The following is a 23,479-nucleotide window of genomic DNA, read 5'->3' on the forward strand; positions in this document are numbered from 1 at the left end:
AGGTGCGGATTTATCCGCACAGTGCGAATACCCAAAGGGCACAAGTTCCCATAGGGCATAAATGAATTCGCACCTACACCGGAATTTCATCCGCGTTCCTTAATGGCGCAAGGGCGGGCTTATGAACCGGTTAAATCAGTTAATTTCAGCGCTTGCCGATCGGCCTTATCATCAGGTACAGGCATTGCAAGGCGCTTATGACTGTCCCGGCTTCAAGCTCGGACTGATCAGGATGCAGCGCAGTCCCGGCGCTCATCCCGCCTCGATCGCTTCGGTTACCGTTCGCCGGCGTGACAGCGCCATCCCCGCAAATTACCTTCAGGCCGGGGACGGCAAGCTGGCGGTCGCCGATTTTCTGATCCGCCGCTTTCGCCAACACATCGACCGGTTTGCGCTGCAAAATCGCGGCAAGGAGGGCAGCGGTTCGTTCGCTACCATTGAGTTAAGCCAGAAAATGCTGGCAAGGGACAGCGTGTTGATCGATCAGGCCGCCATCGAATTGCGCTTCATGATCAGTTTGCCCGCCAAGGGGCCGGGCGGCGGCGTTTTCGACGCCGAACAGGCGCGGATCATGTTTGATCGGGAATTGCCGGCCATCGTCGATGCCACGTTTTTTTACGCCAGGTACGACCAGCCCGCCAGAATCCTGCTAGACCGGTTTGTCGATGTGGCGACAATGCGCACCGTGATCAGCCGGTTTATGCGCAAGCATCGGCTGGTCGCTTTTATCGCCGACGGCGCCCGGCTGCCGCGCCGCAGCGGCATCGACGACAGGCCGGCCGCGGACGAGACCGTCATCGCCTTTCAGGCACCTGATGCCCTGCGGGTTGAAATCCCGCTGCCGGACGGCCGCCAGCTGAGCGGCATGGGCATCCGGGAAGGCGTCACCTGCATTACCGGCGGCGGCTATCACGGCAAATCGACCCTGATGCAGGCGCTTTTGGCCGGCGTCTACGCGCATGTGCCGGACGACGGCCGCGAATGGGTCGTGACGCGCGAGGATGCCTTCTTCATCCGGGCCGAGGATGGGCGCAGCATCAAGGACGTGGACATCAGCCCGTTTATCGGCGACTTGCCGAACGGTCTGAAGACCGATCATTTTTCCTCGGACAATGCCAGCGGCAGCACGTCGCAGGCGGCCGCCATCGTCGAGGCCGTCGAAAGCGGGTCGAGACTGCTGCTGTTCGATGAGGATACCTGTGCGACTAATTTTCTGGTGCGCGATGCGCTGATCGAGCAGGTGCTTGATCCTTCGCTGGAGCCGATCCGTCCGCTTTATGCCACGGTGCGGACGCTGTGGAAAAAACAGCGGGTATCGATGATTTTCGTGATCGGCGGCCTGGGGCATTTTCTGCTGAAAGCCGACACCTGCCTGCTGATGGCGCATTACCGTTGCCATGACATCACCGCCAATGTCCGCGCCAGGCTCGGCGCGATCGTCGATGACGATGCGCCGGTTGAAGGTGGGCCGCCAGCGCGCCGGCTGGCCGCCGGCAATTTTGATCCGGCGTATGAAAACAAGCGCCTGAAAAAGACCCTGGCCAAACGCATCAAGCCGTTGCGCCATGCCCCGAGACAACTGGAATACGGCATGGACCTGGTTAATCTGGAGGCCGTCGCGCAGATCGCGGAAGCGCCGCAGGTATTGGCCCTGGGCTATTGCCTGCTGGCGCTGCGCCATAAAATCGCGCAGTCCGCCGACCGGCCCGAAACCATCCGCTTCTGGATAGACCGGCTTTACGATGACATCGCCGAGTACGGCCTGTCGGTGCTGGCGCCCGATTATCCCGGAACCCTGTCCATGCCGCGCAAACACGAACTGGCCGCCGCCATCAACCGAATCAGGTCGTTGCGGATTGTCGAGCCCTGCGATGGCATGATCTGAACACGGTTTGCTTTAACCTGAATATTTCACCACGAAGCGGGCAGGCTGGGTTGGCGCTTTGCGGAAACCCGGCAAAAAGGAGCTTACCCTACGATGGGGAAAACGGGATAAAAGGCTGACTATGTGTTGCATCGGGTTATAATTTTCAATTTGATCTGATAAGGGGTAAGGGCGTGTTCAGGAGTCGGTTTTCACTGAAGCAATATGGTTTTTTTTTCTTGGCGTTGAGTATTTTTTCCGGTAGCGCCTTCTCGCAATCGGCCGCCAAGGCCTGGTCCCGGATCTCCACGCCCGCAGTCACGGACGGCACGGCGCAGAGCATCGGCACTTATACCGCCGGGTGCCTGAGGGGAGGCGTGGCGCTGCCTCAGGACGGTACCGGCTACCAGACCATGCGTCTGTCGCGCAAACGTGTCTACGGTCATCCCGACCTGATTCATTTCCTCGAAAAACTCGGGCGGACATCCGTCGCCGAGGGGTGGGGCGTTCTACTGGTCGGCGATCTCGGGCAGCCGCGCGGAGGGCCCACGCTGTCCGGACATCGTAGCCATCAGACCGGGCTCGACGTGGATATCTGGTACTTGCTGTCCCAGGAAGCGGCGGCAAGAAGTCTGACTTTCGATGAGCGCGAAACCTGGGGCGCGCCTTCCGTGCTGGCCGTCAAATCGGATGCCGTGGACGCCAGCCACTGGTCGCCGGCCAATGAAAAAGTTCTCGAAGCCGCCGCGCGCATGCCGGAGGTCGAGCGCATTTTCGTCAATGCCGGCGTCAAGCGCCAGCTGTGCGCCAGCAGCGCAACGCGCGACTGGCTCAGGAAAATCCGGCCGTGGTGGGGCCATGACGATCACTTCCATGTACGCCTGAAATGCCCGGTCGGCGACAGCCAATGCCAAAGTCAGGAACCGGTTCCCGCAGGCGACGGCTGCGATGCCTCGCTGGACTGGTGGTTCTCGGCCGAAGCCCGCGAACAGCTTCGCTCGGGCAAGGCCCGCAAGCCGGCTAAGGCGCCCGCGCTTCCCGAACAGTGTCAGGCGGTGTTAAAAGAATAAAGCGGCGGGAAGACGCCGCCGATCGCGGCCAGGGCTATGGACCACGGTTCGATCGAACAAGCGTTTTTAGGGTGGCGGCAGGCAGAAACGGGGGCTGATTTTTTGGCACTCGCCTGGCGCTCAGCCTCTGGTTGTCTATAATTAAAGCCGTATTATTTTACCTTTGGCCTATAGTCAGGCCGCCAACTATAGGTCAGTCGAACTGAGCGGCGGATCATTTTTAAAAGAAGAATAATATGGCAAATGTAGTAGTAGCAGAGAATCATCTTACATTCGGAGGCGTGGGTTATTTCAGAGGACACGCCGAGGAAGTGGAACTAGGCAGCATTGGCGAGAAGCGGACGCCTCTCACCAAGCAGAATTACCTGGAAGTCAAGGACCGGATTCCCGCTCCCAAGATTGATGTCGCCAAAGCCACGGCGGTTGACATCGATTTCAGCAAAACCTCAAAGAGCGCCTTCAATACCGTGGTTTCCGCCATTATCAAGGGCGTTCCGGTAAAATTATCCGGCGATGCAACGTTCGACAAACTGAGGTCGGGCTCTCTCAAGCTCGTGAAGTTCAGCGTTTTGAATAACGATATGAAAAAAGCGGCGAACAATTCACCGCAGAAGCTTCAAAGCCTGATCGAATGGGGCAATGATGCGCGAATTGCCCATCAGGTGTTTGTCGTGATGGAAGCGTCGCTGGCAAATCAGTTCGACAATAACATTCATGCGGATCTTTCGGTCGGCGCCAAAGGACTCGAGGCGACGGTAGGCGGCGGTAGCTCGACTTCCGGTACAACGTCAGTGCGTATTTCCAAGGGCACCTGTTTTGCATACCTGCTGGCCAGGATCGATTGGGACGCGAAGCTGAAAAAAAACAGGACGAAAATCGTTGATCTGGATGACGATCAATGGAGCTTCGGTTAATTCACAATGCTTGTATCCTCGTCAGTGACTCTCGTCGCTTGAACCCGGGCTGTCAAAAGCCGCATCGTTTCCATGCGGCTTTTGACAGCTTGTTCCGCAATCTCAATCCATGCCCACTTTTTGCAACCGGAGTGCTATGGGTATTGGTGATCTCTGCGGTTTTAAGAAATTTCCGTGCTAGCACTTAGTCGGCCTTGTTCTGACGAGTAAAATTTGCAGAGTATTCATTTAGTGCGAATGAATTCGCACCTACAATTTTCCCTGGTTCCCACGGTCCTCCGTGGGAACCCATACCGGGTTTTGGGAGCGGCACGATCTATGGCTCGGCATGCGTTTCCATTTATGTCCTTCAGGGTGCGCGAGAGCGTGGGAACGAGGAAAATTTGCAGAGTATTCATTAGTGCGAATGAATTCGCACCTACAGTTTAACCGTCATAATTAAATTGACTGACCGCTGAACTCAGGTCATCGAACCGATGGTCCTGCGGAAGCGCCCCAGCGCCAGCACGAAGAAGACGCCGCCGATCGCGAACAGGGCCAGAAACTGCGGCCAGACGATGCCGAAGCCGGCACCGCGGTAGAGAATGGCCTGGGCGAGCGAGACGAAATGCGTGGTCGGCGCGGCCAGCATGAGATTCTGCACCAGTTCGGGCATGCTCTCGCGCGGGGTCGTGCTGCCGGACAGCATCTGCAGCGGTAGCAGCACAATGATCATCAACAGCCCCATCTGCGGCATCGAGCGCGCCACCGTGCCCATAAAAATGCCCATCGATGTGGTGGCGAACAGGTGCAGCGACATGCCGGCGACAAACAGCCCGATCGAACCTTCGATCGGCACTTCAAGCAGGCCCTGCACGACGAAAATGATCGATCCCGTCGCCACGACCACCACGACCAGTCCCATGGCCCATACTTTGGCCATCATGATCTCGAACGGTGTCAGCGGCATCACCAGCAGATGCTCGATGGTGCCGTGCTCGCGCTCGCGGATCAGCGCCGCGCCGGTCAGTATGATGGACAGCATGGTGATGCTGTTGATGACCTCCATGATCGCGCCGAACCACATCGGGTCTAGATTGGGATTGAAGCGCGCCCGCACTTCGAGTTCGGCGGGCAGGGTGGTAACGGTGCGGTGGCCCTGCATGAAAGCCGTCACTTCGCCGTTGACGATGTTATGGATGTAGCTGTTGCCGATGAAAGCCTGCGACATGCGCGTGGCGTCGACATTGAGCTGCAGTGCCGGCTGGCGTCCGGCCAGCACGTCGCGCTGGAAATCGGGCGGAATATTGAGCACGAAAGTATAAAGGCCCAGGTCCATGACCGGATCGGTCATAGTCGGCTCGATGAGATCCGGCGGTAAAAAATAAGGCGGATAAAAGGCGTTGATGATGCGCGACGATAGCGGCGAGTGGTCTTCATCGACGACCGCGATGGGGGCCTTGTGCAGCGATTCGGGCATGCGCTTGGCGCTCAGGTAAACCTGGCCGGTGAAGGCGAACAGGATCAGCGCCAGCATCAGGGTGTCGCGCCCGAGACTGCGCAGTTCCTTGACGCCGAGATGAAAGATGTTGAGCAGGGCGCGCATCGCTAGCGTTCCTGTTTCTTGAGCAGCGCGACGCTTGCGGCCAGAATCACCGGAGTGGCGATGGCCAGCGGCAGCAGCGACGGCGCGAGATCGGCAAAGCCCAGCGCCTTCGAAAAGGTGCCCCGACTGATGGTCAGAAAATGCGTGGTCGGGAAAATCTCGCCGACCAGGCGCGCGCCGCCTTCCAGGGACGAGACGGGATCGAGCATGCCGGATAACTGCGTGGATGGAATAAGCGTGGCGATCGAGGTAGCGAAAATCGCGGCGATCTGGCTGCGGGTAAAGGCCGAAATCAACAAGCCGAGGCCGGTGGCGGCGGTTACGTAGAGCAGCGCGGCAATGGTCAGCAGCAGAAAGTCACCTTTGTGCGGTACGTCGAAAACGGTCACGGCCAGCGCGCACAGCAAAAAGAAGTTGACCATTCCCATGGCGATGTAAGGCAGTTGTTTGCCGAGCAGGAATTCCAGCTTGGTGACCGGCGTGACGTACAGATTGAGGATGGAGCCGAGCTCTTTTTCACGTACCACGCTGAGGGCGCTGAGCATGGCCGGAATCAGCATCAGCAGCATCGGAATCACGGCGGGTATGATGGCCGGCAGACTTTTAACGTCGGGATTGTAGCGAAAGCGCGTCTCGATGGTCATCAATCCGGGCGGCAGACGCCCCGTATAACGGCGGCGCGCCTGCTCCATCAGCCAGCCCTGATGCATGGCCTGCACGTAGCCGAGCACGTTCTCCGCGCGGCTGGGCATCGCGCCGTCGATCCAGGCGCCTATTTTTACATTATTGCCGCGCTGCAGGTCGCGGGCGAAGTTGGGTGGAATCTCCAGCGCCAGGCTCAGCTCGCCGCTGCGCATACGGCGGTCGAGATCGTCGTAATCGGCGATCGGCGGCTGTTCGATAAAGTAGCGCGAACCGCTGAGGTCGAGTGCGTAATTCTGGCTGAGCAGAGTCCGGTCGCGGTCGAGAACAGCAAAATGCAGATCCTCGACATCCATGCTGATGCCGTAGCCCATGATGAACATCAGCAGCAACGTGCCGAACAGCGCGGTCAAACCGCGCAGGGGATCGCGGCGCAGTTCCAGCGCTTCGCGAAAGGTGTAGCTGAACAGGCGCAAGAGGCTGAAGCGGGCGATAGGGCCCGGCGCCGGCGCGGCGGTTCGGGCAAGCGTACCGGCCGCCCGGGGCGGATGGTCTGCCGCGGGTTCGTCATCGAGACCGCTCGCTGCTTTCAGGTAGTCGATGAAGGCCGCTTCCAGCGTGTCATGGCCGCTACGTTCGGCCAGCGCGGCGGGGATGTCGCTGGCGAGTACCTTGCCCGCGTGCATCAGCGATATGCGGTCGCAGCGTTCGGCCTCGTTCATGAAGTGCGTGGAAATGAAGATCGTGACCCGGTCGCGGCGCGCGAGATCGATCATCAGCTCCCAGAAGCCGTCGCGCGCCACCGGGTCGACGCCGGAGGTCGGTTCGTCGAGAATCAGCAGGTCCGGCCGATGAATCACGGCCACGGCCAGCGACAGGCGCTGGCGCAGCCCTAAAGGAAGATCATCGGGCAAGGCATCCATGACCTGGCCGAGCAGAAAACGCTCGGCCATCTCGGCGACGCGGCCGGGAATTTCCGCTTCCGGCAGGTGGAACAGCCGCGCGTGCAGCTCCAGGTTTTGCCGCACGGTCAGTTCGGAATACAGCGAGAACGCCTGCGACATGTAGCCGACACGCTTGCGCGTGTCCAGATTGCGCGCATCGACGACGCGGCCGAACAACCGCGCCTCGCCCTCGCTCGGCTGCAGCAGGCCGGTGAGCATTTTCATCGTGGTGGTCTTGCCGCAGCCGTTGGAGCCCAGAAAACCGAAGATCTCGCCGCGCTCGATGTGCAGGCTGACATGGTCGACGGCGACGAAATCGCCGAAGCGCATGGTCAGGTCATGCGCCTCGATGGCGATTTCCTGCGCGCCGCCGGTCGCGCGCGGCGGAATGACGATGTCCTTGTGGCTGCGGCGCTTAGCTTCCGGCAGCAGCCGGATGAAGGCCGCCTCCAGCGTGCCGGAGCCGGTGCGCGCGCGCAGGTCGGGCGCCGTGCCGGTGGCGAGGACCTTGCCCGCATCCATCGCCACCAGCCAGTCGAAGCGTTCCGCCTCGTCCATGTAGGCGGTCGAAACCAGCACGCTCATGCCGGCGCGGCGTGCGCGCAGGCGCTCGATCAGTTCCCAGAACTGGGCGCGCGACAGCGGATCGACGCCCGTGGTCGGCTCATCCAGCACCAGCAGGTCGGGGTCGTGGATCAGGGCGCAGCAAAGTCCCAGCTTTTGCTTCATGCCGCCCGAGAGCTTGCCGACGGGGCGGTCGCGGAACGGCGACAGGCCCGTGCTTGCCAGCAGTTCATCGATGCGCGCATGGCGCTCGGCCTGTTCATGCCCGAACAGGCGGCCGAAAAAATCGACGTTCTCGAATACCGACAGCGTAGAGTAGAGGTTCTTGCCCAGCCCCTGCGGCATATAGGCGATGCGCGGGCAGACGGCGCGGCGGTGCGCAGCGTCGGCGATGTCGCCGCCCAGCACGTCGATGCGGCCTTCCTGCATGGCCCGGGCGCCGGTCAGCAGCGACATCAGGCTGGACTTGCCGACGCCGTCGGGACCGATCAGGCCGACCATGCAATTGGCGGGAATGTCCAGGCTGAGGTCGTCGAGTGCGAGGTTGTCGCCGTAGCGCAGACTGACACCCTGCACGCGGACGACGGGCGAGGCAAGGGCGTCGGTATTCATTGCGGCAGGCTGATCGCCAGTTCGGGAGGCCATTCGGCGTCCGGATCGATCTTGACATAGGCCATGCCGGGCAGGCCGGTCTTGACCTGCTCGAGGCGTCTTTTCAGCAGTTCGGGAGCGATCGCCGCGCGCACGCGGAACATCAGCTTCAGGCGCTCGACCTCGGTTTCCACCGTCTTCGGCGTGAACTGGGCGACGCTGGAGACGAAGCTGGCCCGGGCCGGGATCACAAAATTGGGCGCGGCGTCGAGCACGAGGCGGATCTCGCTGCCCAGCGCGACTCGGCCGGCGGCTTCGGTGGGCAGGAAGAAGGTCATGTAGACGTCGGACAGATCCACCATGTTCAGCACGCGGCCGCCGGCGCTCAGCACTTCGCCCGGTTCGGCGACGCGGTACTGTACGCGGCCGTCGCGCGGCGACTTCAGTTCGCTGTCGTCGATATCGGCCTGCAGGCGCGCGACCGTCGCCTTGGCCGCCTCGATCAGCGAATGCGATTCCACCACCTTCGATTTCGCTGCCTCGATGCCCGCTTTCGCTGCCGCGACCTGGGCCTGCGCGGCGCTGATGGCGGCCTGCACACCCAGTACCTGGGCGCGGTCGTCATCGAGTTGCTGCATCGGCGCGGCACCCTCGATGGCGAGATTCTCCGAGCGTCTCAGGCGCTTGCGCGCGGCATCGAGTTCGGCGCGGCGCTGGGCGACGACCGCCTGAGCGGCATGGTGTTCGCTTTCACGCTGGGCGACCACGGATTGCGCCGCCAGATAGGCGTTCTCGGCCTGGCGAACCTGGGCCTGCGCTTCGGCCTTCTGGGCGAGCAGCACTTGCGTGTCCATGCGCGCTAGCACTTGGCCTGCCTGCACGAAATCGCCTTCGCGCGCCATGATGTCGACGATGCGCCCCGGCGTTTTGGTGGCGATGTCGATCTCGGTGGCTTCGATGCGGCCATTGCTGGCGACGATGCCCTTGGGCAGGCTGGGCGGCCGCAGGAGCCACCACGCCAGGACCGCGGCGGCGACGGCGATGCCGACCAGGATGAAAGTGAGCGTTGATTTTTTCGGTTTGTTCATGGGTTCCTCAGGGATACTGGCGCTGCGGCATCCGCGCCGCCGCCCAATGCCTTATATACGGCAATCAAATTGGTGGACGCCTGCGCTTCGGAGCGGGCCAGTTCGATTTCGGCGACAAACAGGGCGCGCTGGGAATCGAGTACGTCCAGAAACGATATGACGCCTTCGTGATAGCGGAGTTGGGACAATCTGACGGATTCGCGCTGGTCCGCCACGGAACGGGTCAGCGTCTGCCGGCGGATTTCTTCATTGAGGTAGCGGGTCAGGGCGGTTTCCGTTTCGCGAAGGGCTTCGAGCACCGCCTTTTCATAGGCCAGGTAGGCTTCCCGCTGCTGCGCCTTGGCCAGATCGATGCCGGCCTGGATGCGGCCGAAATTGAGCAGTGGCTGCAACAGGTTGGCAGCGGTGCTGTAGGAAAAGGCCGCCGATTTGAACAAGCCTTCGATGTCGGTATTGCGCAGGCCCAGAAACGCCGACAGCGAGATTTTCGGAAATAGTTCCGCGATCGCGGCGCCCTGCAGGGCGGTCGCGGCGGCGAGCTGGCGTTCGGCGATGCGAAGGTCGGGGCGGTGGCGGATCGTCTCCGCCGGCGATGCCAGGAGTTCCTGGCCGGGCGCTATCGGAACCCCGTCCGGTTCGCCCAGGTCGGCCGCCAGCGTGCCGGGCTGCCGGCCTATCAGCACTTCCAGCTGCCTGAGCTCGGCAATGATGCCTGATTTCAGGGCCGGAATCTGGGCTCTCGTGTTCTCGGTCTGGGCGCGCGCCCGCACTGAGTCATGCCGCGTGCCGGCGCCCTCCCGGTATTGCATTTCGGTCAGGCGCTGGGTGTTTTGCTGCGCGTCCAGGTTGGCGCGGGTGATGCGCAATTGGTTTTGCAGACTGCGGTATTCGACATAGCTGCGCGCCAGTTCGGACGTCAGTATCACCAGCGCCTGGCCATAATCCGCCCTGGCGGCGTCCAGATCGGCGGAAGACGCTTCCAGCCGGCGTTGCAGGCGGCCGAACAGGTCGGCTTCCCACAGGGCGTCGAACCCCAGTTCAAACAGGTTGTAGCGGATGCCGGGCGCCAGTCCGGGCAACGGATTGTCATTGCGCTGGCCACCTACTTTCGCATCCACTCTGGGAAACAGTTCCGCGCGCGCGGCGCGGCGCTGAGCCCGGGCCTGCTCGATGCGGGTCATGGCTATCTTGAGATCCAGATTGTCCGACAAAGCCCGCTCCATGAGGCGGTCGAGCCGGGCATCGCCGAAGCTTTTCCACCAGTTTTTCAGCGTTTCCGGATCGATGGGTTTTAAACCTTGCGCCTTGTCTGCCAGCCAGTCGTTAGGCGCGGCGGGCACAGCCTCGCGGTAATCGGGGCCTACAGTGCAGCCGCACAGGCCAGCCAGCAAGCATAACCAGCCGAACCTAGGCATCATGGCTGTGAGCCTTGATGAGCAAGGGAACAGGAATGGTCTGTTGTTTTTTGTGGGGGACTGCGTCAGGCATCGTTCAAAACAACTTCCTTCATGTTGAATGTGGCGTCAAAGTTTAGACTAAACCCCGGCAATGGGTTAAGAAAATTATAAGGCTATCGGCTTTCCGGGAGCCAAATACGTCTGAAAGCGTACATGGGCGACTTACCTGATAAGTTAGATAGTAATGGCACGAATAGCAATTCAATGCAAAACATGAACAATATGCAGCGGTTAACCGTTCTTTCTTGCTTGCCGTTATGATATCGGTTTCAAGTGTTAAGGATTCGGCTAAAAATAACATCCCGATGTCGTTTTTATGACCCCCGTGGGAGCGATGCCCTCATCGCGACTAAAGATACCGCAAGTCGCGATGAGGGCATCGCTCCCACAGACTCCGTTTAAAATAAGACAGTTATTGGTTACCGAATCCTAAGTAACTGATGTTACGCAGGTGTAGGAGGCAAATTCACTGGTGGGTGGCCTTTTAGGGTATTCGACCCGAGGGGCTGATGTTATCTGTAGGGTCGAATTCATTCGACCCGGGACATCCTCGCTATACAGGCAGTGCGAATACCCATAGGGCACTAGTGAATTCGCACCTACAGCGCATATAACAGCCGTGCCTTTAGCTATTTAAAAAAGTCATCGGTCAGATGCAATGAGCCGGGACCTCATCAGGAGATAACATTAAATGGCAGACCCCAAATTATTAATCACGGGCCACGGCGGCCTGATCGGCCAGATCCTGTGGCGCGGCCTGGCGGACTTATTCGAGCTTTACGGCGTCGATATCTGTCTGAAGGAAAAAAACGGGAACGCATTCCGGGCTGATATCTCAAACGCCGAACAGGTCACTGCCGTATTCAAAAAAATCCCCGATCTTGCTTACGTGGTTCATCTGGCAGGCGATCCGCGTGCTGATGCCGACTGGCAGTCAGTCTTGATGAACAATATTGCCGGGACAAAGAATGTCTATGAGGCGGCAAGGGCCCATGGGGTCAAGCGGGTCGTATTCGCCAGTTCAAATCACGTCACCGGCGCTTACGAAGGTTTCCCTCCGAGCTTGCATACCCGGCAGAGCCCGGTCTTGATCACGACGCGGCATCCCATTCGTCCGGATGGCTACTATGGGATCGGCAAGGCCGCCGGGGAAGCGATCGCCAGGCTGTATTACGACTTGCACGGCCTTGAGTCAGTGTGCCTGCGCATTGGTTCGGTGCTGAGGGATGATGATCCGGCCGGGGACGCCCGCACCCAGAGCCTGTGGCTCAGCCATAGGGATCTTTTGCAACTGGTGAGGAAGAGTCTTTTAACTGAAGTCCGGTTTGCGATTTATTACGGGGTTTCGAACAACAGAAACCGCTTCCTGGATATTGCCGATGCCATGGCGAAGATCGGCTATCAGCCTGAAGATGACGCTTCAACCCATTGATAAACGGAAAAAAATTTCGGTCCAGATAGGGCGGGCCGGAACTGTTGCAAACGAGAGACAGTCCATGATTTTGCATGATCCGGCCATGACGCGGATACGCGCTATCGTAATAAGGCAGGCTTTATGACGAAACTCTCCTTCATCGAAAGTGAAGCACGAAGAAATCTGGGGCGAATGCCGGCGCAGAAGCTTGAGGCTCTGCAACGGAACCTGATCGCGTTGTGCGAGAAGCATTGGTCGGCTATCCGCGGTCCCGAACCGGCCTCCGGCCTGGCCCGCGCCCTGTGGGCGGTCAATCCGCACTGTGCCGATCTGATTGTGGACCTGTACGGGGATTTTGATCCAGGATTTTCCGATACGGTCGGCCACCTTCAGCCGACCAAGGTATTGGCCGCCCTGGTGCTCGCCGAGATCGAGCGCGGCGACGCCGAAGGCGCCCGTCTGGCTCATGAAGCCATGATGCTGTTCGAGTCGCCGCAGGCGAGGGAGATCCATGTCGAATCCGTACGGTCCCGGTTGCGCGGAGCCCGGCCTGAACGCGAAAGCCGGCACAAGCACGAACACCATGACGCTTTCTTCAAAATCTTGTCGTTGCTTGCAAGGCAGACGGGCCGCTGTGACCTCCAGGCGATGGTCGTGGCGGTCGAATATCTGGTCGCGATTCAGGCGCACCCCGAGGCAATTGCGGGCGACCCGGAAGTGATGCGAATCCTCGAGTTTTTGCAGGACATGGGGCTGGATTTCCAGGGAATCGAAGAAGGGCGCATTCACTACACGGTGCGGGGCGTGCCGAAGAAACCCGTTTCCGGCAAACGACTGGAAGACATGCTGGCGCAGATCAGAGGCAGTCCGTGGCTGTGCAAGTCAGGCAAGCCCTGACAGTCAGCCACCCTGACAATATTGGAGGAAAAATGCGGGAAAGAACGAATTGGAGAGGTTTTTTTCTTATACTGGTCAGCCTGCTTGCAAGCGGATGTGCGACTACCGCCACCGCGCCGTCTCAAACCTATCATCCCGAACTGGAATATCTGAAAGCGCTGCACCAGTCCGGGACTGTCACGGAGCCTCAGCTCACCGCATTCCTGATGCAGCAATTCATGAATGCCAATCAGTTTCAGGCCGGCATCGGATTTTTTGAAGACCTGCTGCAACAGCAAAGCGCGCGGCTAACCCCTGAGAAAAAGGCTTTGTACCTGAGCGCCCTGGGCGTTCTGCGCGCCTCCCGCGCCGATCGGGAGCCGCTGTTGAGCCGGGTGGCCTGGGTGAACGATACCATCGGCAAGCTGGAAACCGCGCGCACGCTGATCCATAACGACAACTTCCTGGTGCGCTGGATGACGGGCGTCGTCTATGCCCAGCTCCCGGACCGGTTCGACAAGACCGGCGCGGCTTTTGCCGATCTGCAATGGTGCGCGGACAACATCGACAAAGCGCCCCATTCCGGCTGGCAGCGGGAGATTTTCTACCAGCTGGCCGTTCTGTACAAAAAAAACGATGATCACGGACGGGCCCGGGAGCATCTGCAGGCCAGCGGTTATGACGGCTTCGATAAACCCATCACGCTGACCACGCCCTATGCGGTCAATGCCGAAAAAGGCCATACTTTCTATCCCAGGCGATTGAGGGAGGTTGTGCCGGGAAAGGTCTATAACCTCTCGGGTTTCGAATTCACCGAGTATTACTTCATCGTTTCAAGGGACGGCAGGGAGCTGATCGCCATCGATGCCGGAACCCGGCCCGATTCGGCGCAGGCGGCCTATGAATTCCTGCGCAGCCGCGTTCCTGATCTTCCGCCACTGACGACGGTCTTTGTGACCCACGCCCACTGGGATCATATCGGCGGACACCGCTATTTCCGGCAGCTGGGGGCGCCGGTCAGGTTCTACGCCCGAGACAATTTCCGCAAGGAACTGGACGTTATCAGCAAAGGCAGCCAGGCATTTCCGTATTTTTACTTTTTCGGCACTGACTTCAAGGCGGAATTCATCACCGATTTCCGGCCCGATGTCGTGGTGGACCGGCGCACCGAAGCGATCGTGGGCGGGACGCGTTTTGAACTCATTCCCGTTCCGGGCGGAGAGACGGTCGACGGTATGTTTATTCACGTGCCCGAGCATGACGTGCTTTTCGTGGGCGATTTCATCATGCCGTACATCGGCGCGCCGTTTTTTGAGGAAGGCAACCTGCCCGGGCTTTTCGAGGCGGTCGATACCGTAGTATCTCTCAATCCCAGGCATTTGCTGCACGGACATGAACCGTTGACCCGCATTTTTAATTCCCCAACCTTGCTCGCCAGGCTCAAAACCAGCCTGCAATGGCTGCACCGGGAAACCATGCGGGATATCTGGAAATGGTCGGACCGCGCGGCGATTCATCACCGGAACCTGGTGCCGCCCTCCGTCTATCAGAATCCCGAGGTGCAACTGCCTTTTCTGATCATGCGCGAAAACGTGATCAACCGACTCTACGATCAGAATATCGGTTACTGGCAGCCTGATCAGCAAGGCATGGATGCGCTGAGCCAGAAGGAATTCGGATCGTTATTGACGGATTATCTGGATCTGTCGGAACAGGATCTGGCTGACACCATCGAAAAGATGCTGGAGAGCGGCGACCACGAACTCGCGGCGCGCACCACGGCATGGGCGCTGGCCCGGTATCCGTCCGACAGGAAATTGCAGGCGCTTGAGGAAAACGCCTTCCTGAAACTGATGGAAAAATACCAGGAGTTCAATCCCTTCAAATTCATTATCTATTCCGAATCCATTCGCCGTGAAACGTCGCAGTTGCAACGGTTTCAGCCTGACGAAGGCCGGTAAGAACGCTTTCGGCGACGCGTTTTTTCATGCGCCAGGCATTCTGTCCTGAAGCAATTTCCGCAATTCAAGCGCATTGCGGATCGCGGCGCCTTGGGCGGTAGTGTCGAAACAGATATGTGCCTGCATGGGATGTGCCGACCAGAAGCAGACGCTCCAGGCGCTGCGGTGAAGCGCATCGCTCGCGAACGATGCGCCTCCTGGCGTCGGCACATCCTATGTTTAAACAGGGACATTATTGACGACCCAATCCTTAGCCGGAATTTCCGAGGAGGTTTCATCGCGTTGTATCGGTTGAGAAGCATCCATGAGTCACTATACGTCGACGACGCATTGGGCAACCCATTGGCCGTCCGGTTGTTGATAAACATGCAGCTCGGTCAGCGTGGCGCCCTTGATTTCCACGGCGGGCTGGTGTCTTTGCCGGTCCACGGCTTCGCCGAAGGCCGTGGCCGTCAATTCCCCGTCATTGATGGATACCTGAAACCGGTTGAACAACAGGCCGCGAACAGCCATGGCGTAGATCAGTTCATTGATCCAATCCATAAACAGGAAGTCGTTGTCTGTCCCTGTGCAGTGTATGGGGACCGATTCGGAAGGCATTACCCCGACGGGGTCAGTGATCACGGCCGTCATGGCCAGGGCGGCCTGTTCAAATGCCTGTTCGAGCGTCGGCGCGATTCCGCGTATGCCCATATCGGCTTCGTGTGCAAAATGTTCCCAATGAGGCGCCATGGCTTCGCTTTCTTCAGTTTTCCGGGATAATCGCAAATATTACGATGAAAATAAACATCAGTATATACAGGAGCTTACCTAAGTAGTGATGCTGATTACCCTGACGGTTATTTAATCGTATATACATAACAAGCACTACAGTTCGGTGCATTAGAGCATGCGGATGCTTTAAACCCTGCAACCTTTTTATTTCCCGTAAAGCTTTATGCCACTGAACCCGTGCCGGTCAATGACCATGACTTTGAAGCCATGGTACTGTTCGAATCGCCGCTGGCGCGGCAGACCGGCAGGCGGCTTGTGATTGCGTAGGTCGGAACCGGCGTTGTGAAAACCGGTAGGCACGGCGTCGACAATCAGCCGGTTTCTGAAATGCAGCGCTTAAGTCTTATTTGTTGTCAGTGACTTGCATGAAGTTGTGCGTGCGCATGAATTCGCGCCTACATAACAATCATTCTTGCCCTTGGAACGTTGAATCCGCATGTTCCTTAAGTAAACGTTGCGGCCGGACTGAATAGCCCGGGTTCTGACTGTCGTTTTGATTCATGGAAATTACAGGAGATTACCGATGAAACATTCTCGCAATATGTACGTCTTGACGCTGACCCTCTTCCTGCTGGGTTCCTTCCCGGCAGCGGCTGCCGAACGCCCTTTCAGTTTGCACGGGGAGGGCAACGTGACCTTTACGGGGGGGAATCCTCCGACGGGCGGCGACATTACCGTCACGGGTACGGGAACCCATCTTGGCAACTGGGCCGGCGCCGGGACGATGATGTTCAGCCCGGGTCCGGAACCTCATCTCATACTGGCCAGTTCGCAACAGACTTTCATGGCCGCCAACGGTGATGAACTCTATGTCGAATTTGAAGACGCGGAACTGGATACCAGCACGGGTATCGCCACCGGCGTCTTCTTTTTTGTCGGCGGGACGGGCCGGTTCAAGACAGCTAGCGGCAGCGCCGATTTCGTCGTGATTCAGGACCCGTCCGGGCCGTTTGAGTTGACCGCCACCGGCGTTATCGATTTCTAGCGACGGCAGCCGGGGTTTAAAGCGCGGTTGCTGGCCGAGGGCAAGATCAAGGACAAATTCAGACTGCCATCGGCTTCCCTGGCCGTGCCCGACAAAGCCTTCAACGGCAATCAAACCGGTGTTGTCCGGCCCCAGCGTCAGCCGCCTTTAACCCCGGACCACAATTTCCCAGGGCTGACTATACTTAATCTCCGGAACTTTAAATCATTCGTCAGGCACCCAGCGGCATCCTGCTTTGGCGTCATCGAAGGATGTTATTCCGGTTCCGCTCCCGAACACCGATATCGCGTCCGCGGAGCTTCCAGTATCGGCGCCTGAGCGGAGGCGTTACCGTCTCTGCGAATGCCGGCAACGAGCCGTTCCGAAACCAAAAGCCCATGCTCGCATATATTTATTTTGTTAAAAAAGGAAAAGAAAAAAACATGCAGTCAGTCAGTCCAAAATATATCGTTGCCCTGGTCGTCGCGGTCGCATTGCTTGCCGCCTTAAAACTGCTTAACCCTTATAGGGAATACAGCACGCGCCAGTATTGGGAGACCGCGACGCTGGCATCCGTGAACGAAATACCTGCAGAGGCTTTGAAAGAAGGCAATAAAAATGGCAGCGTATTGATGTGGGCGGCAATGAGCAACCCGGATACAGCCGTTATCAGGGCGTTAGTCGAGCGTGGCGCGGATGTGAACGAGGCCGATCCGCTGTTTTCAGGCACGCCTCTTACCGGGGCGGCCGGTTACAGCAAATACCCGGAAATAATTAAAGAACTGGTCGCGTTAGGCGCCGACATCAACAAAAGAGTGAACAATAAAGAAACCGCCCTGATGGTCACGGCGCAATACAATACCAATCCGGGCATCGCCGAGGAATTAGTATCGTTGGGCGCCGATATCAATAGCAAAAACGCCCAGGGCAAAACCGCCTTGGACCTGGCAAGGACCCATAAAAACCAGGTGGTTGAAACTGCACTGATCGCCCTGATGCGCGAAAACTGATTCCGGGACCTGCAAGTAATCGTGCCGGTTCGGGCAAAATCAAAATAGCCGATGCGCCTGAACCAATGCGGGCGTCAAGCTCACGGCCTGCTTGTCCGCCGCTGGCATATCGTTTTTGAGTATCGTTCTATTGATATTAAAGAGTTGGCTGTGATAGATACTTAAGCTGGTTGTGAAAGATGAATTTAAGTTTCAATTAAGGGTTGGGCTAATTTGCGTCCCGGAATTGAAATCTTGCATGGGATGTGCCGCCCAAACGCAGGCGCTATCGGCGACGCAGCCAGCGCATCAAACGCAAACGAGGCGCATCGTTCGCCGACACATCCAGTGTAATCAGGCAAATGACTTACGCTCAGAACCTGGACACTTTGCAAACCAGGGAAAGGACATATCGTCGATAACAAGCGGGGCCTGCAAAGGCCAAGCTTCACTAATAGAGAGATCACCATGAACACACCCTTTCAGTTCTGGACGCCGGCAAAACAAATAGATTTTCCCAATCACTCGGGCATGCAGGCGGCCCTCGAAGCGCAGTGGAATATCAACCTGAACGGATTCACGCAACAGGGCATCACCGGCAACCCGTGGAACTCGACCAATGCAACGGGCATCAGCAATTACTTCAACCCGCTGGATACGGCCATCCCGCAGGGCGCAACGGTGGCGAATATCACCTGGAGCGCCTTTCCCGGCCGCATCGGTTTCTATTTCCCGCAACTTTCGGATCAGGAGCAGCTGGCCCTCGCCGATACCGGCTACCAGACCAATAAACAGAGCTTTCCGCCGATTACCAAAGACCCGTGCACCGGGCAGAGCGAAAATTTGCCCTATGGGCCTTACGGACCGCGCGGCTGGCAGGATGAATACTGCGAGTGGAGCGTTACCCGCAACGCCCAGGGCAAGATCATTCGCGTCGATTTCGTCTGCGAGAATCCGGAATACTGGAATTCCTTATGGATGATCGATCCGAACAGAGTGCTAGAGCTGTATCAAAGCACTCTCGGTAAGCCGCAAATCCGGATTGAGGACCTTTATCTCTATGACAAGGACAACAAAGTGGTCATCGATCCCTCGACCGGCCGGCCGGGCTACAATCCGCTCAACAAATGGAATTCGGGCACCGATTCGAGCGATTCGGCCGGCGGCGCGATGCACCTGACCAGCACCCCCAACACTTTGCAAACGGAGATCGGCCTGGCCTCCGCCGCGACGCTCCAGCGCAAAATCGGCAACAATGACCCTAACGCTCTGATTTGCTGCGCCCAGTACGGCCAGCCCCACAGAAACAGCGATCCCCACATCGGGCAGACGACGAACAAGTTGGTGTCGTTCGGTAACGCCGTGACGCTGACCAATCCGCCGGGGCTTTATATTCAGATGCCGGACTTCAGCAGTTATCGAACGCCGGACGGTACCGACCCGGCCGCTTTCTGGACCATTATGCGCGGGACGAAAACCCTGAATGGGGAGAACGGCCAGTTGCCCGGCAATTTCATCCTGCACGCGACCTATGCGGTGCCGCCGGACAAAGGCTACACTGTGTCGGACATCACGATCAACAATCAGCCAATCCAGTGGGGCGGCCAGATCGCCCGCACGTTTCTGATGCAGATAGTGGCGACCGCCATCGATAAAGCCTCGCCGCCGGCGCTGGACTGCGTGGGCCCGACTTCCGGCAGCGATACCCTGGCGCAACCGCTGCAGCTGTTCCATGCCGAGATCTTCAGGGCCATGGCGTACCGCCCGGTCGCCAATCCCGTTAACCAGGCCATGACGCTCATCAGCAACAGCACCCTGATTGCGCCGTTTGTCAGGCAAGGCGCCTTAAAAGTACCGATGGTGTTGACCGGCGCCACGGTACAGCCAGGTAACCGACTGCCGGCCGTCAGTATTACGGGCGACGGCGTGACAGCGATGGCCATCGGCAGTACTTCCTCGATCAACTACGCGGTGCCGGGCAACTCCTATCCGTCAGAGGCAACTGCCATGCTGCTCGAGGTCAGTGTGGCAAGCAATGCCACGCCCGGACTGCGCGGTCTGCATCTCACCAATTACGGCCAGCCCCAGGGCGCGGCCATGCCGGCGCTTATCAATGTCGTGGCGGCCGGCGCGATTCAGACACAATGAGGGCAAGCTATGATGTTTAGCGGAAAGAGAGTGTTATGCCGTAACGCGGGGAGGGCGGCTGCTGCCGGTCTGATTGCCGGTTTGACGGTGTGCCTGGAGGCCACTGCCTTGCCGGAGCAGCCAGGCGCCCGTTCCCCGGCGCTGGCGACTTTTAACTGCGGCCTGCTGAAGGTGCCGTTTGTTTCGTCCGTGCCGGGCGACGCGCCGATCCTGAGCAATCAGTTGGATGCCGACTGTTTCGCCTGGTGGCAATTGATTACCCTGAACTGGCCGACTGTGCAGGGGGCCGGGTTCGGCGATCCCGGCGACCTGAACCCGGTGCAATGGGAAACCTATATGCCCAGGGAACTGCTCTTTCAGCCGGGCGGCGCCAAGCCCCCGGCCTGGGGCACGCAGCCTGTGATTCCCCCGGATTGCCAAACACAGGCGGGGATCACGGCGGAGCAGGCCGGCTCGATGCGCCTGTTCCGTGCCACGTCGAAGTTCACCAGCAAGTTCGCCACCGAGTTCGATTTTCCGGACAGCATCGACGAAGCCTTTCCGACCCAGGCTCCCAGCTGGCTGGGCGCGCAAAACGGCACCAATGTCTGGTACGAAGTGCGCATCAATCAGGACGAATACAATTATGTGTACAGCAACCAGTTCTATAACGCTGACCGGCAGGCCGCCTGGGTGAATGACGGCAACGGACAGCCTATTGTTTTGCCGAAAGGGTCCTTGCAGTCGGGCGGGCCGACCGGGGCTATCGAGCTCAAGGCGGCCTGGATGGAGGTGACTGATCCGTCCAATAGCAAATGGCAACGCTATAAGCTGACTCCCGCCGTGGTCGTCGATACGGCCAGCAATACCTGCCGCTCGACCACGGTGGCGCTGGTCGGTTTTCATATCCTTCACAAGACACAGAGTCAGCCGACCTGGATCTGGTCCACTTTCGAGCATGTCGATAATGTGCCGGGGTCCTCAAACTCGAGCGGGGCGTATAATTTCTATAACGCTAACTGCCAGACGCGGCAACTGTCGGTGTCGCCGAGCTGTTTGCCCAGCGGCAAAACCTCGCCGGTAACGGTAAGTTGCCAACCCAATCAGCCGCCGCCCTATTATCTGGGCCAGGGCTGCCCCGGTCCCGTGCCGGTCCAGGTGACGCGGGTCGTGCCGATCGATAGCGATGCCCGGAATGCCAATGCCATCGCTCAAAAAGCCATTGCCGGGGCCTTCCCGCAATCGGTCTGGCGCAATTATCAGTTGGTCAACGTAATCTGGTCGACCTCGCCGATCCAGGACCCCGCAAAACCCGAGAAAGTGCCCCATCAGCTCGCCAGCATGTTGCCCACGGTGAAGGTCGCCAATGTGACGCTCGAGACCTATGCGCAGAACCTGACCTGCACGGATTGCCACCGCTTTGCCGCCATCGCGCCGACGGCAGGAAATCCCAATCCGCCCTGGGACGCCGACTTCAGTTTTGAAATCGGTTCGGCAAGCCATCCGTGACGGCAGTCCGGAGGATGGCGCGTATCCTCCGGACATTTCGGTCAAGCCTCCGGCGTGAACGCCGTATCACGCTGCGCGCTTCTGTGGATGTTCAGATAGCGGGCAGGCCGCCTGGGTTAAGCCGTTCGCGGTGATGCCTTCGGCAAGCTCAAGCAAGTCTTGCCGAAGGTGTTTTGCTTAGGAACGCGCATAAAATAACTTCCCCAAGTGCGCGGATGAGTTTCCTATGTAGGTGCGAATTCATTCGCACAGTACGAATACCCTGAAGGGCACAAGTACCATAGGGCATAAATGAATTCGCACCTACAATTCCCTGATTTATTCCATGCCCATTACTTACCGGAAAGTTCAGTCCTTTACGGGCGTTCCATATCCGGGATGAATCGACGATTCGTAGCTGAATATGGCCGGATTGTATGCCTTGTTCACATACTCGACATTCCACTCGGCCGTCTGTTCAGTGCCCGAATGCCGGTAACTGTGTATGGCCGGACCATAAGCGCGGCTGACATAGATCAGTTTCGGTTTGATAGAAAGTTCCCCGGCCAGCCTGCTCAGGTAGCTGTAGATATTGTGATTGATTGAACGGGATTGATAGATCAGCCGCGGACCGCTTTGGCTGTGGGAATCGACATTCGCGCCGGCCTTCATCGGCATAAGGCACGCCATGAAACCGGCGGCCGCAAACAAGAGCCCATGTACTGCTTTTAGTTTTAGTGTTTTCATTTCTACTCTCCTCACAGTGGAGATAATTAAGATCATTTGTCTGGGCGTTAGTTCGTGAATTCAGCCAGAAAAGCCAGGTGTGACGCGGCCTGTGGCGCATCCGTGAATGCTTCGTGAACGACCCGAACCGCTTTCCCGCGCGTCGTGCCGCTTAGGCGCCCGCAGGCTGGTTAACGTCGGCTTTTCGCCCGGCAATGCCGTAAGACATTTTTTGAGCAATTGCCCGCTCCCTCGGGTCGTATATCAAAAGTATTCTGTTAGACTCTATGACTGCCGCATAAGCTACCGGAGATTGCACATGAGTATTCAAAGCGAATTACAAGCCACTATTGCCGATATGGTGGCCGAAGGAAAAGGCATACTGGCCGCCGATGAGAGCTTGCCGACCATCGCCAAGCGCTTCAAGGCGGTCAATGTGGAATCGACCGAGGAGAACCGCCGCGCCTACCGCGCGCTGTTGCTGACCACGCAGGGACTGGGTGAATTCATCAGCGGCGTGATCCTGTTTGAAGAAACGCTGGGCCAGAAAACCGCCGATGGAAAGCCGCTGCCGCAGGCGGCGGCCGAGCAGGGCATCGTGCCCGGCATCAAGGTCGACAAAGGCACGATTGCGTTGGCCAATGCGCCGGGTGATCTGATCACGCAAGGCCTGGACGGCCTGGCCGACCGGCTGACAGGCTACAAGGAGCAGGGCGCGCGCTTCGCCAAGTGGCGCGAGGTTTACAACGTCGCCGGCCACAACCCGACGGCGCTGGGCATCAAGGCCAATGCCGAGGTGCTGGCCCGTTACGCGGCCATCTGCCAGTCGCTGGGCATCGTGCCCATCGTGGAGCCGGAAGTGCTGCTGGACGGCGACCACACCATCGAACGTTGCTTTGAAGTCACCGAAGCCGTTCAGCACGCGGTTTTCCACGCCCTGTACCGGCATCGCGTGGCGCTGGAATACATCGTGCTGAAACCGAGCATGGTGCTGCCGGGCAAGGACGCGCCGAACAAGGCCGGTCCCGAGGAAATCGCCGAGCAAACGCTGAAGCAGCTGCGCCGGACCGTGCCGGCGGCCGTGCCCGGAATAAATTTTCTGTCCGGCGGCCAGACGCCCGAACAAGCGACAGCCAATCTGAACGCAATCAATACGCTGGCCGGCAATGCGCCCTGGCAGTTGAGCTTTTCCTACGCACGGGCCTTGCAGGAACCAGTATTGAAGACCTGGCAGGGCAAGGATGAAAATATACAGGCGGCGCAACAGGCGCTTTACAGGCGCGCGAAGCTGAACGGCGCGGCTCGTACCGGCAGCTATACGCCCGAGATGGAAAAGGATTAGCGGCTGGAACTGTAGGGGCGAATTTATTTATGCCCTCTGGGTACTTGTGCCCTTTAGGGTATTCGCCTTGGGCGGCTACCAAAAGTAGTCGCTCTAGGC

General features: G+C 58.7%; 17 protein-coding genes. 11 read left to right on the forward strand and 6 right to left on the reverse strand.

Annotated elements, in window-relative coordinates:
* The first annotated feature begins 121 nt into the window (after window positions 1-121).
* From METMA_RS0117860 to METMA_RS0117870, 3 genes are all read left to right on the forward strand, one after another.
* Window positions 122-1,885: an ABC-ATPase domain-containing protein gene (locus METMA_RS0117860; protein ID WP_020160478.1), complete on the forward strand. Its 1,764-nt coding sequence runs from the start codon at window positions 122-124 to the stop codon at window positions 1,883-1,885.
* 224 nt (window positions 1,886-2,109) lie between these two features.
* Complete coding sequence (mepA, locus tag METMA_RS0117865; protein ID WP_408605835.1) at window positions 2,110-2,934, forward strand: penicillin-insensitive murein endopeptidase; 825 nt, start codon at window positions 2,110-2,112, stop codon at window positions 2,932-2,934.
* Between the two features lie 236 nt (window positions 2,935-3,170).
* Complete coding sequence (locus tag METMA_RS0117870) at window positions 3,171-3,848, forward strand: hypothetical protein (RefSeq protein ID WP_051114368.1); 678 nt, start codon at window positions 3,171-3,173, stop codon at window positions 3,846-3,848.
* A gap of 460 nt (window positions 3,849-4,308) precedes the next feature.
* Here METMA_RS0117870 and METMA_RS0117875 read toward each other — a convergent pair whose 3' ends face one another.
* From METMA_RS0117875 to METMA_RS0117890, 4 genes are read right to left on the reverse strand one after another with little or no spacing between them, the layout of a single operon-like run.
* Window positions 4,309-5,433, reverse strand: coding sequence for an ABC transporter permease (locus METMA_RS0117875; protein WP_020160481.1), 1,125 nt, complete (start codon window positions 5,431-5,433; stop codon window positions 4,309-4,311).
* A 2-nt stretch (window positions 5,434-5,435) separates the two neighbouring features.
* Entirely contained in the window at window positions 5,436-8,195 is a 2,760-nt protein-coding gene (gene rbbA / locus METMA_RS0117880) for a ribosome-associated ATPase/putative transporter RbbA (RefSeq protein WP_020160482.1), read from the reverse strand.
* Window positions 8,192-9,262, reverse strand: coding sequence for an HlyD family secretion protein (locus METMA_RS0117885; RefSeq protein WP_020160483.1), 1,071 nt, complete (start codon window positions 9,260-9,262; stop codon window positions 8,192-8,194). The genes rbbA and METMA_RS0117885 overlap by 4 nt, the downstream gene beginning before the upstream one ends.
* Entirely contained in the window at window positions 9,259-10,680 is a 1,422-nt protein-coding gene (locus tag METMA_RS0117890) for an efflux transporter outer membrane subunit (protein ID WP_020160484.1), read from the reverse strand. Before METMA_RS0117890 ends, METMA_RS0117885 begins: the two co-directional genes overlap by 4 nt.
* A gap of 730 nt (window positions 10,681-11,410) precedes the next feature.
* On the opposite strand from METMA_RS0117890, the gene METMA_RS0117895 reads away from it, so the two are divergent.
* The 3 genes from METMA_RS0117895 to METMA_RS0117905 all read left to right on the forward strand — a co-directional run bounded on the left by METMA_RS0117895 (window position 11,411) and on the right by METMA_RS0117905 (window position 14,970).
* A complete protein-coding gene (locus METMA_RS0117895; protein WP_020160485.1) occupies window positions 11,411-12,151 on the forward strand; it encodes an NAD-dependent epimerase/dehydratase family protein in 741 nt (246 codons plus the stop codon).
* 123 nt (window positions 12,152-12,274) lie between these two features.
* Window positions 12,275-13,030, forward strand: a complete 756-nt coding sequence (locus tag METMA_RS0117900; protein ID WP_020160486.1) for a hypothetical protein — start codon at window positions 12,275-12,277, stop codon at window positions 13,028-13,030.
* Window positions 13,031-13,062: 32 nt separating this feature from the next.
* Window positions 13,063-14,970 carry an MBL fold metallo-hydrolase gene (locus METMA_RS0117905; protein WP_020160487.1) on the forward strand — a complete coding sequence of 636 codons (1,908 nt, stop codon included), beginning with the start codon at window positions 13,063-13,065 and terminating at the stop codon, window positions 14,968-14,970.
* Between the two features lie 312 nt (window positions 14,971-15,282).
* On the opposite strand, the gene METMA_RS0117910 is transcribed toward METMA_RS0117905, so the two are convergent.
* Window positions 15,283-15,702: an archease gene (locus tag METMA_RS0117910; protein ID WP_020160488.1), complete on the reverse strand. Its 420-nt coding sequence runs from the start codon at window positions 15,700-15,702 to the stop codon at window positions 15,283-15,285.
* 565 nt (window positions 15,703-16,267) lie between these two features.
* Here METMA_RS0117910 and METMA_RS0117920 point away from each other — a divergent pair.
* The 4 genes from METMA_RS0117920 to METMA_RS25005 all read left to right on the forward strand — a co-directional run bounded on the left by METMA_RS0117920 (window position 16,268) and on the right by METMA_RS25005 (window position 21,333).
* Entirely contained in the window at window positions 16,268-16,729 is a 462-nt protein-coding gene (locus tag METMA_RS0117920) for a hypothetical protein (RefSeq protein WP_020160490.1), read from the forward strand.
* A gap of 422 nt (window positions 16,730-17,151) precedes the next feature.
* The gene (locus METMA_RS25890) at window positions 17,152-17,718 is read left to right on the forward strand and encodes an ankyrin repeat domain-containing protein (protein ID WP_198014539.1); all 567 of its coding nucleotides are present in this window, start codon (window positions 17,152-17,154) and stop codon (window positions 17,716-17,718) included.
* Between the two features lie 447 nt (window positions 17,719-18,165).
* Window positions 18,166-19,845, forward strand: coding sequence for a hypothetical protein (locus tag METMA_RS0117935; protein WP_020160493.1), 1,680 nt, complete (start codon window positions 18,166-18,168; stop codon window positions 19,843-19,845).
* Between the two features lie 9 nt (window positions 19,846-19,854).
* Window positions 19,855-21,333, forward strand: a complete 1,479-nt coding sequence (locus METMA_RS25005; protein WP_051114369.1) for a hypothetical protein — start codon at window positions 19,855-19,857, stop codon at window positions 21,331-21,333.
* A 348-nt stretch (window positions 21,334-21,681) separates the two neighbouring features.
* Here METMA_RS25005 and METMA_RS0117945 read toward each other — a convergent pair whose 3' ends face one another.
* Window positions 21,682-22,059 (reverse strand): hypothetical protein, encoded by a 378-nt coding sequence (locus METMA_RS0117945; RefSeq protein WP_232216382.1) that lies wholly within the window; start codon window positions 22,057-22,059, stop codon window positions 21,682-21,684.
* 298 nt (window positions 22,060-22,357) lie between these two features.
* Here METMA_RS0117945 and METMA_RS0117950 point away from each other — a divergent pair, with 298 nt between their 5' ends.
* Window positions 22,358-23,380 carry a class I fructose-bisphosphate aldolase gene (locus METMA_RS0117950; protein WP_020160496.1) on the forward strand — a complete coding sequence of 341 codons (1,023 nt, stop codon included), beginning with the start codon at window positions 22,358-22,360 and terminating at the stop codon, window positions 23,378-23,380.
* The last annotated feature ends 99 nt before the right edge of the window (window positions 23,381-23,479 follow it).

Origin of the sequence: Methylobacter marinus A45 (genome assembly GCF_000383855.1) — a bacterium.
In the GTDB taxonomy this organism is placed as follows: Bacteria; Pseudomonadota; Gammaproteobacteria; order Methylococcales; family Methylomonadaceae; genus Methylobacter; species Methylobacter marinus.

Bases quoted from the DNA above. Each gene is read 5' to 3' on its own strand.
- METMA_RS0117895 (WP_020160485.1), top strand. From the start codon at position 11,411: ATGGCAGACCCCAAATTATTAATCACGGGCCACGGCGGCCTGATCGGC.
- METMA_RS0117875 (WP_020160481.1), bottom strand. From the start codon at position 5,433: ATGCGCGCCCTGCTCAACATCTTTCATCTCGGCGTCAAGGAACTGCGC.
- METMA_RS0117860 (WP_020160478.1), top strand. From the start codon at position 122: ATGAACCGGTTAAATCAGTTAATTTCAGCGCTTGCCGATCGGCCTTAT.
- METMA_RS25890 (WP_198014539.1), top strand. From the start codon at position 17,152: ATGCAGTCAGTCAGTCCAAAATATATCGTTGCCCTGGTCGTCGCGGTC.
- METMA_RS0117905 (WP_020160487.1), top strand. From the start codon at position 13,063: ATGCGGGAAAGAACGAATTGGAGAGGTTTTTTTCTTATACTGGTCAGC.
- rbbA (WP_020160482.1), bottom strand. From the start codon at position 8,195: ATGAATACCGACGCCCTTGCCTCGCCCGTCGTCCGCGTGCAGGGTGTC.
- METMA_RS0117920 (WP_020160490.1), top strand. From the start codon at position 16,268: ATGAAACATTCTCGCAATATGTACGTCTTGACGCTGACCCTCTTCCTG.
- METMA_RS0117910 (WP_020160488.1), bottom strand. From the start codon at position 15,702: ATGGCGCCTCATTGGGAACATTTTGCACACGAAGCCGATATGGGCATA.
- METMA_RS0117890 (WP_020160484.1), bottom strand. From the start codon at position 10,680: ATGATGCCTAGGTTCGGCTGGTTATGCTTGCTGGCTGGCCTGTGCGGC.
- METMA_RS0117945 (WP_232216382.1), bottom strand. From the start codon at position 22,059: ATGAAAACACTAAAACTAAAAGCAGTACATGGGCTCTTGTTTGCGGCC.
- METMA_RS0117950 (WP_020160496.1), top strand. From the start codon at position 22,358: ATGAGTATTCAAAGCGAATTACAAGCCACTATTGCCGATATGGTGGCC.
- METMA_RS0117870 (WP_051114368.1), top strand. From the start codon at position 3,171: ATGGCAAATGTAGTAGTAGCAGAGAATCATCTTACATTCGGAGGCGTG.
- METMA_RS25005 (WP_051114369.1), top strand. From the start codon at position 19,855: ATGATGTTTAGCGGAAAGAGAGTGTTATGCCGTAACGCGGGGAGGGCG.
- METMA_RS0117900 (WP_020160486.1), top strand. From the start codon at position 12,275: ATGACGAAACTCTCCTTCATCGAAAGTGAAGCACGAAGAAATCTGGGG.
- METMA_RS0117885 (WP_020160483.1), bottom strand. From the start codon at position 9,262: ATGAACAAACCGAAAAAATCAACGCTCACTTTCATCCTGGTCGGCATC.
- METMA_RS0117935 (WP_020160493.1), top strand. From the start codon at position 18,166: ATGAACACACCCTTTCAGTTCTGGACGCCGGCAAAACAAATAGATTTT.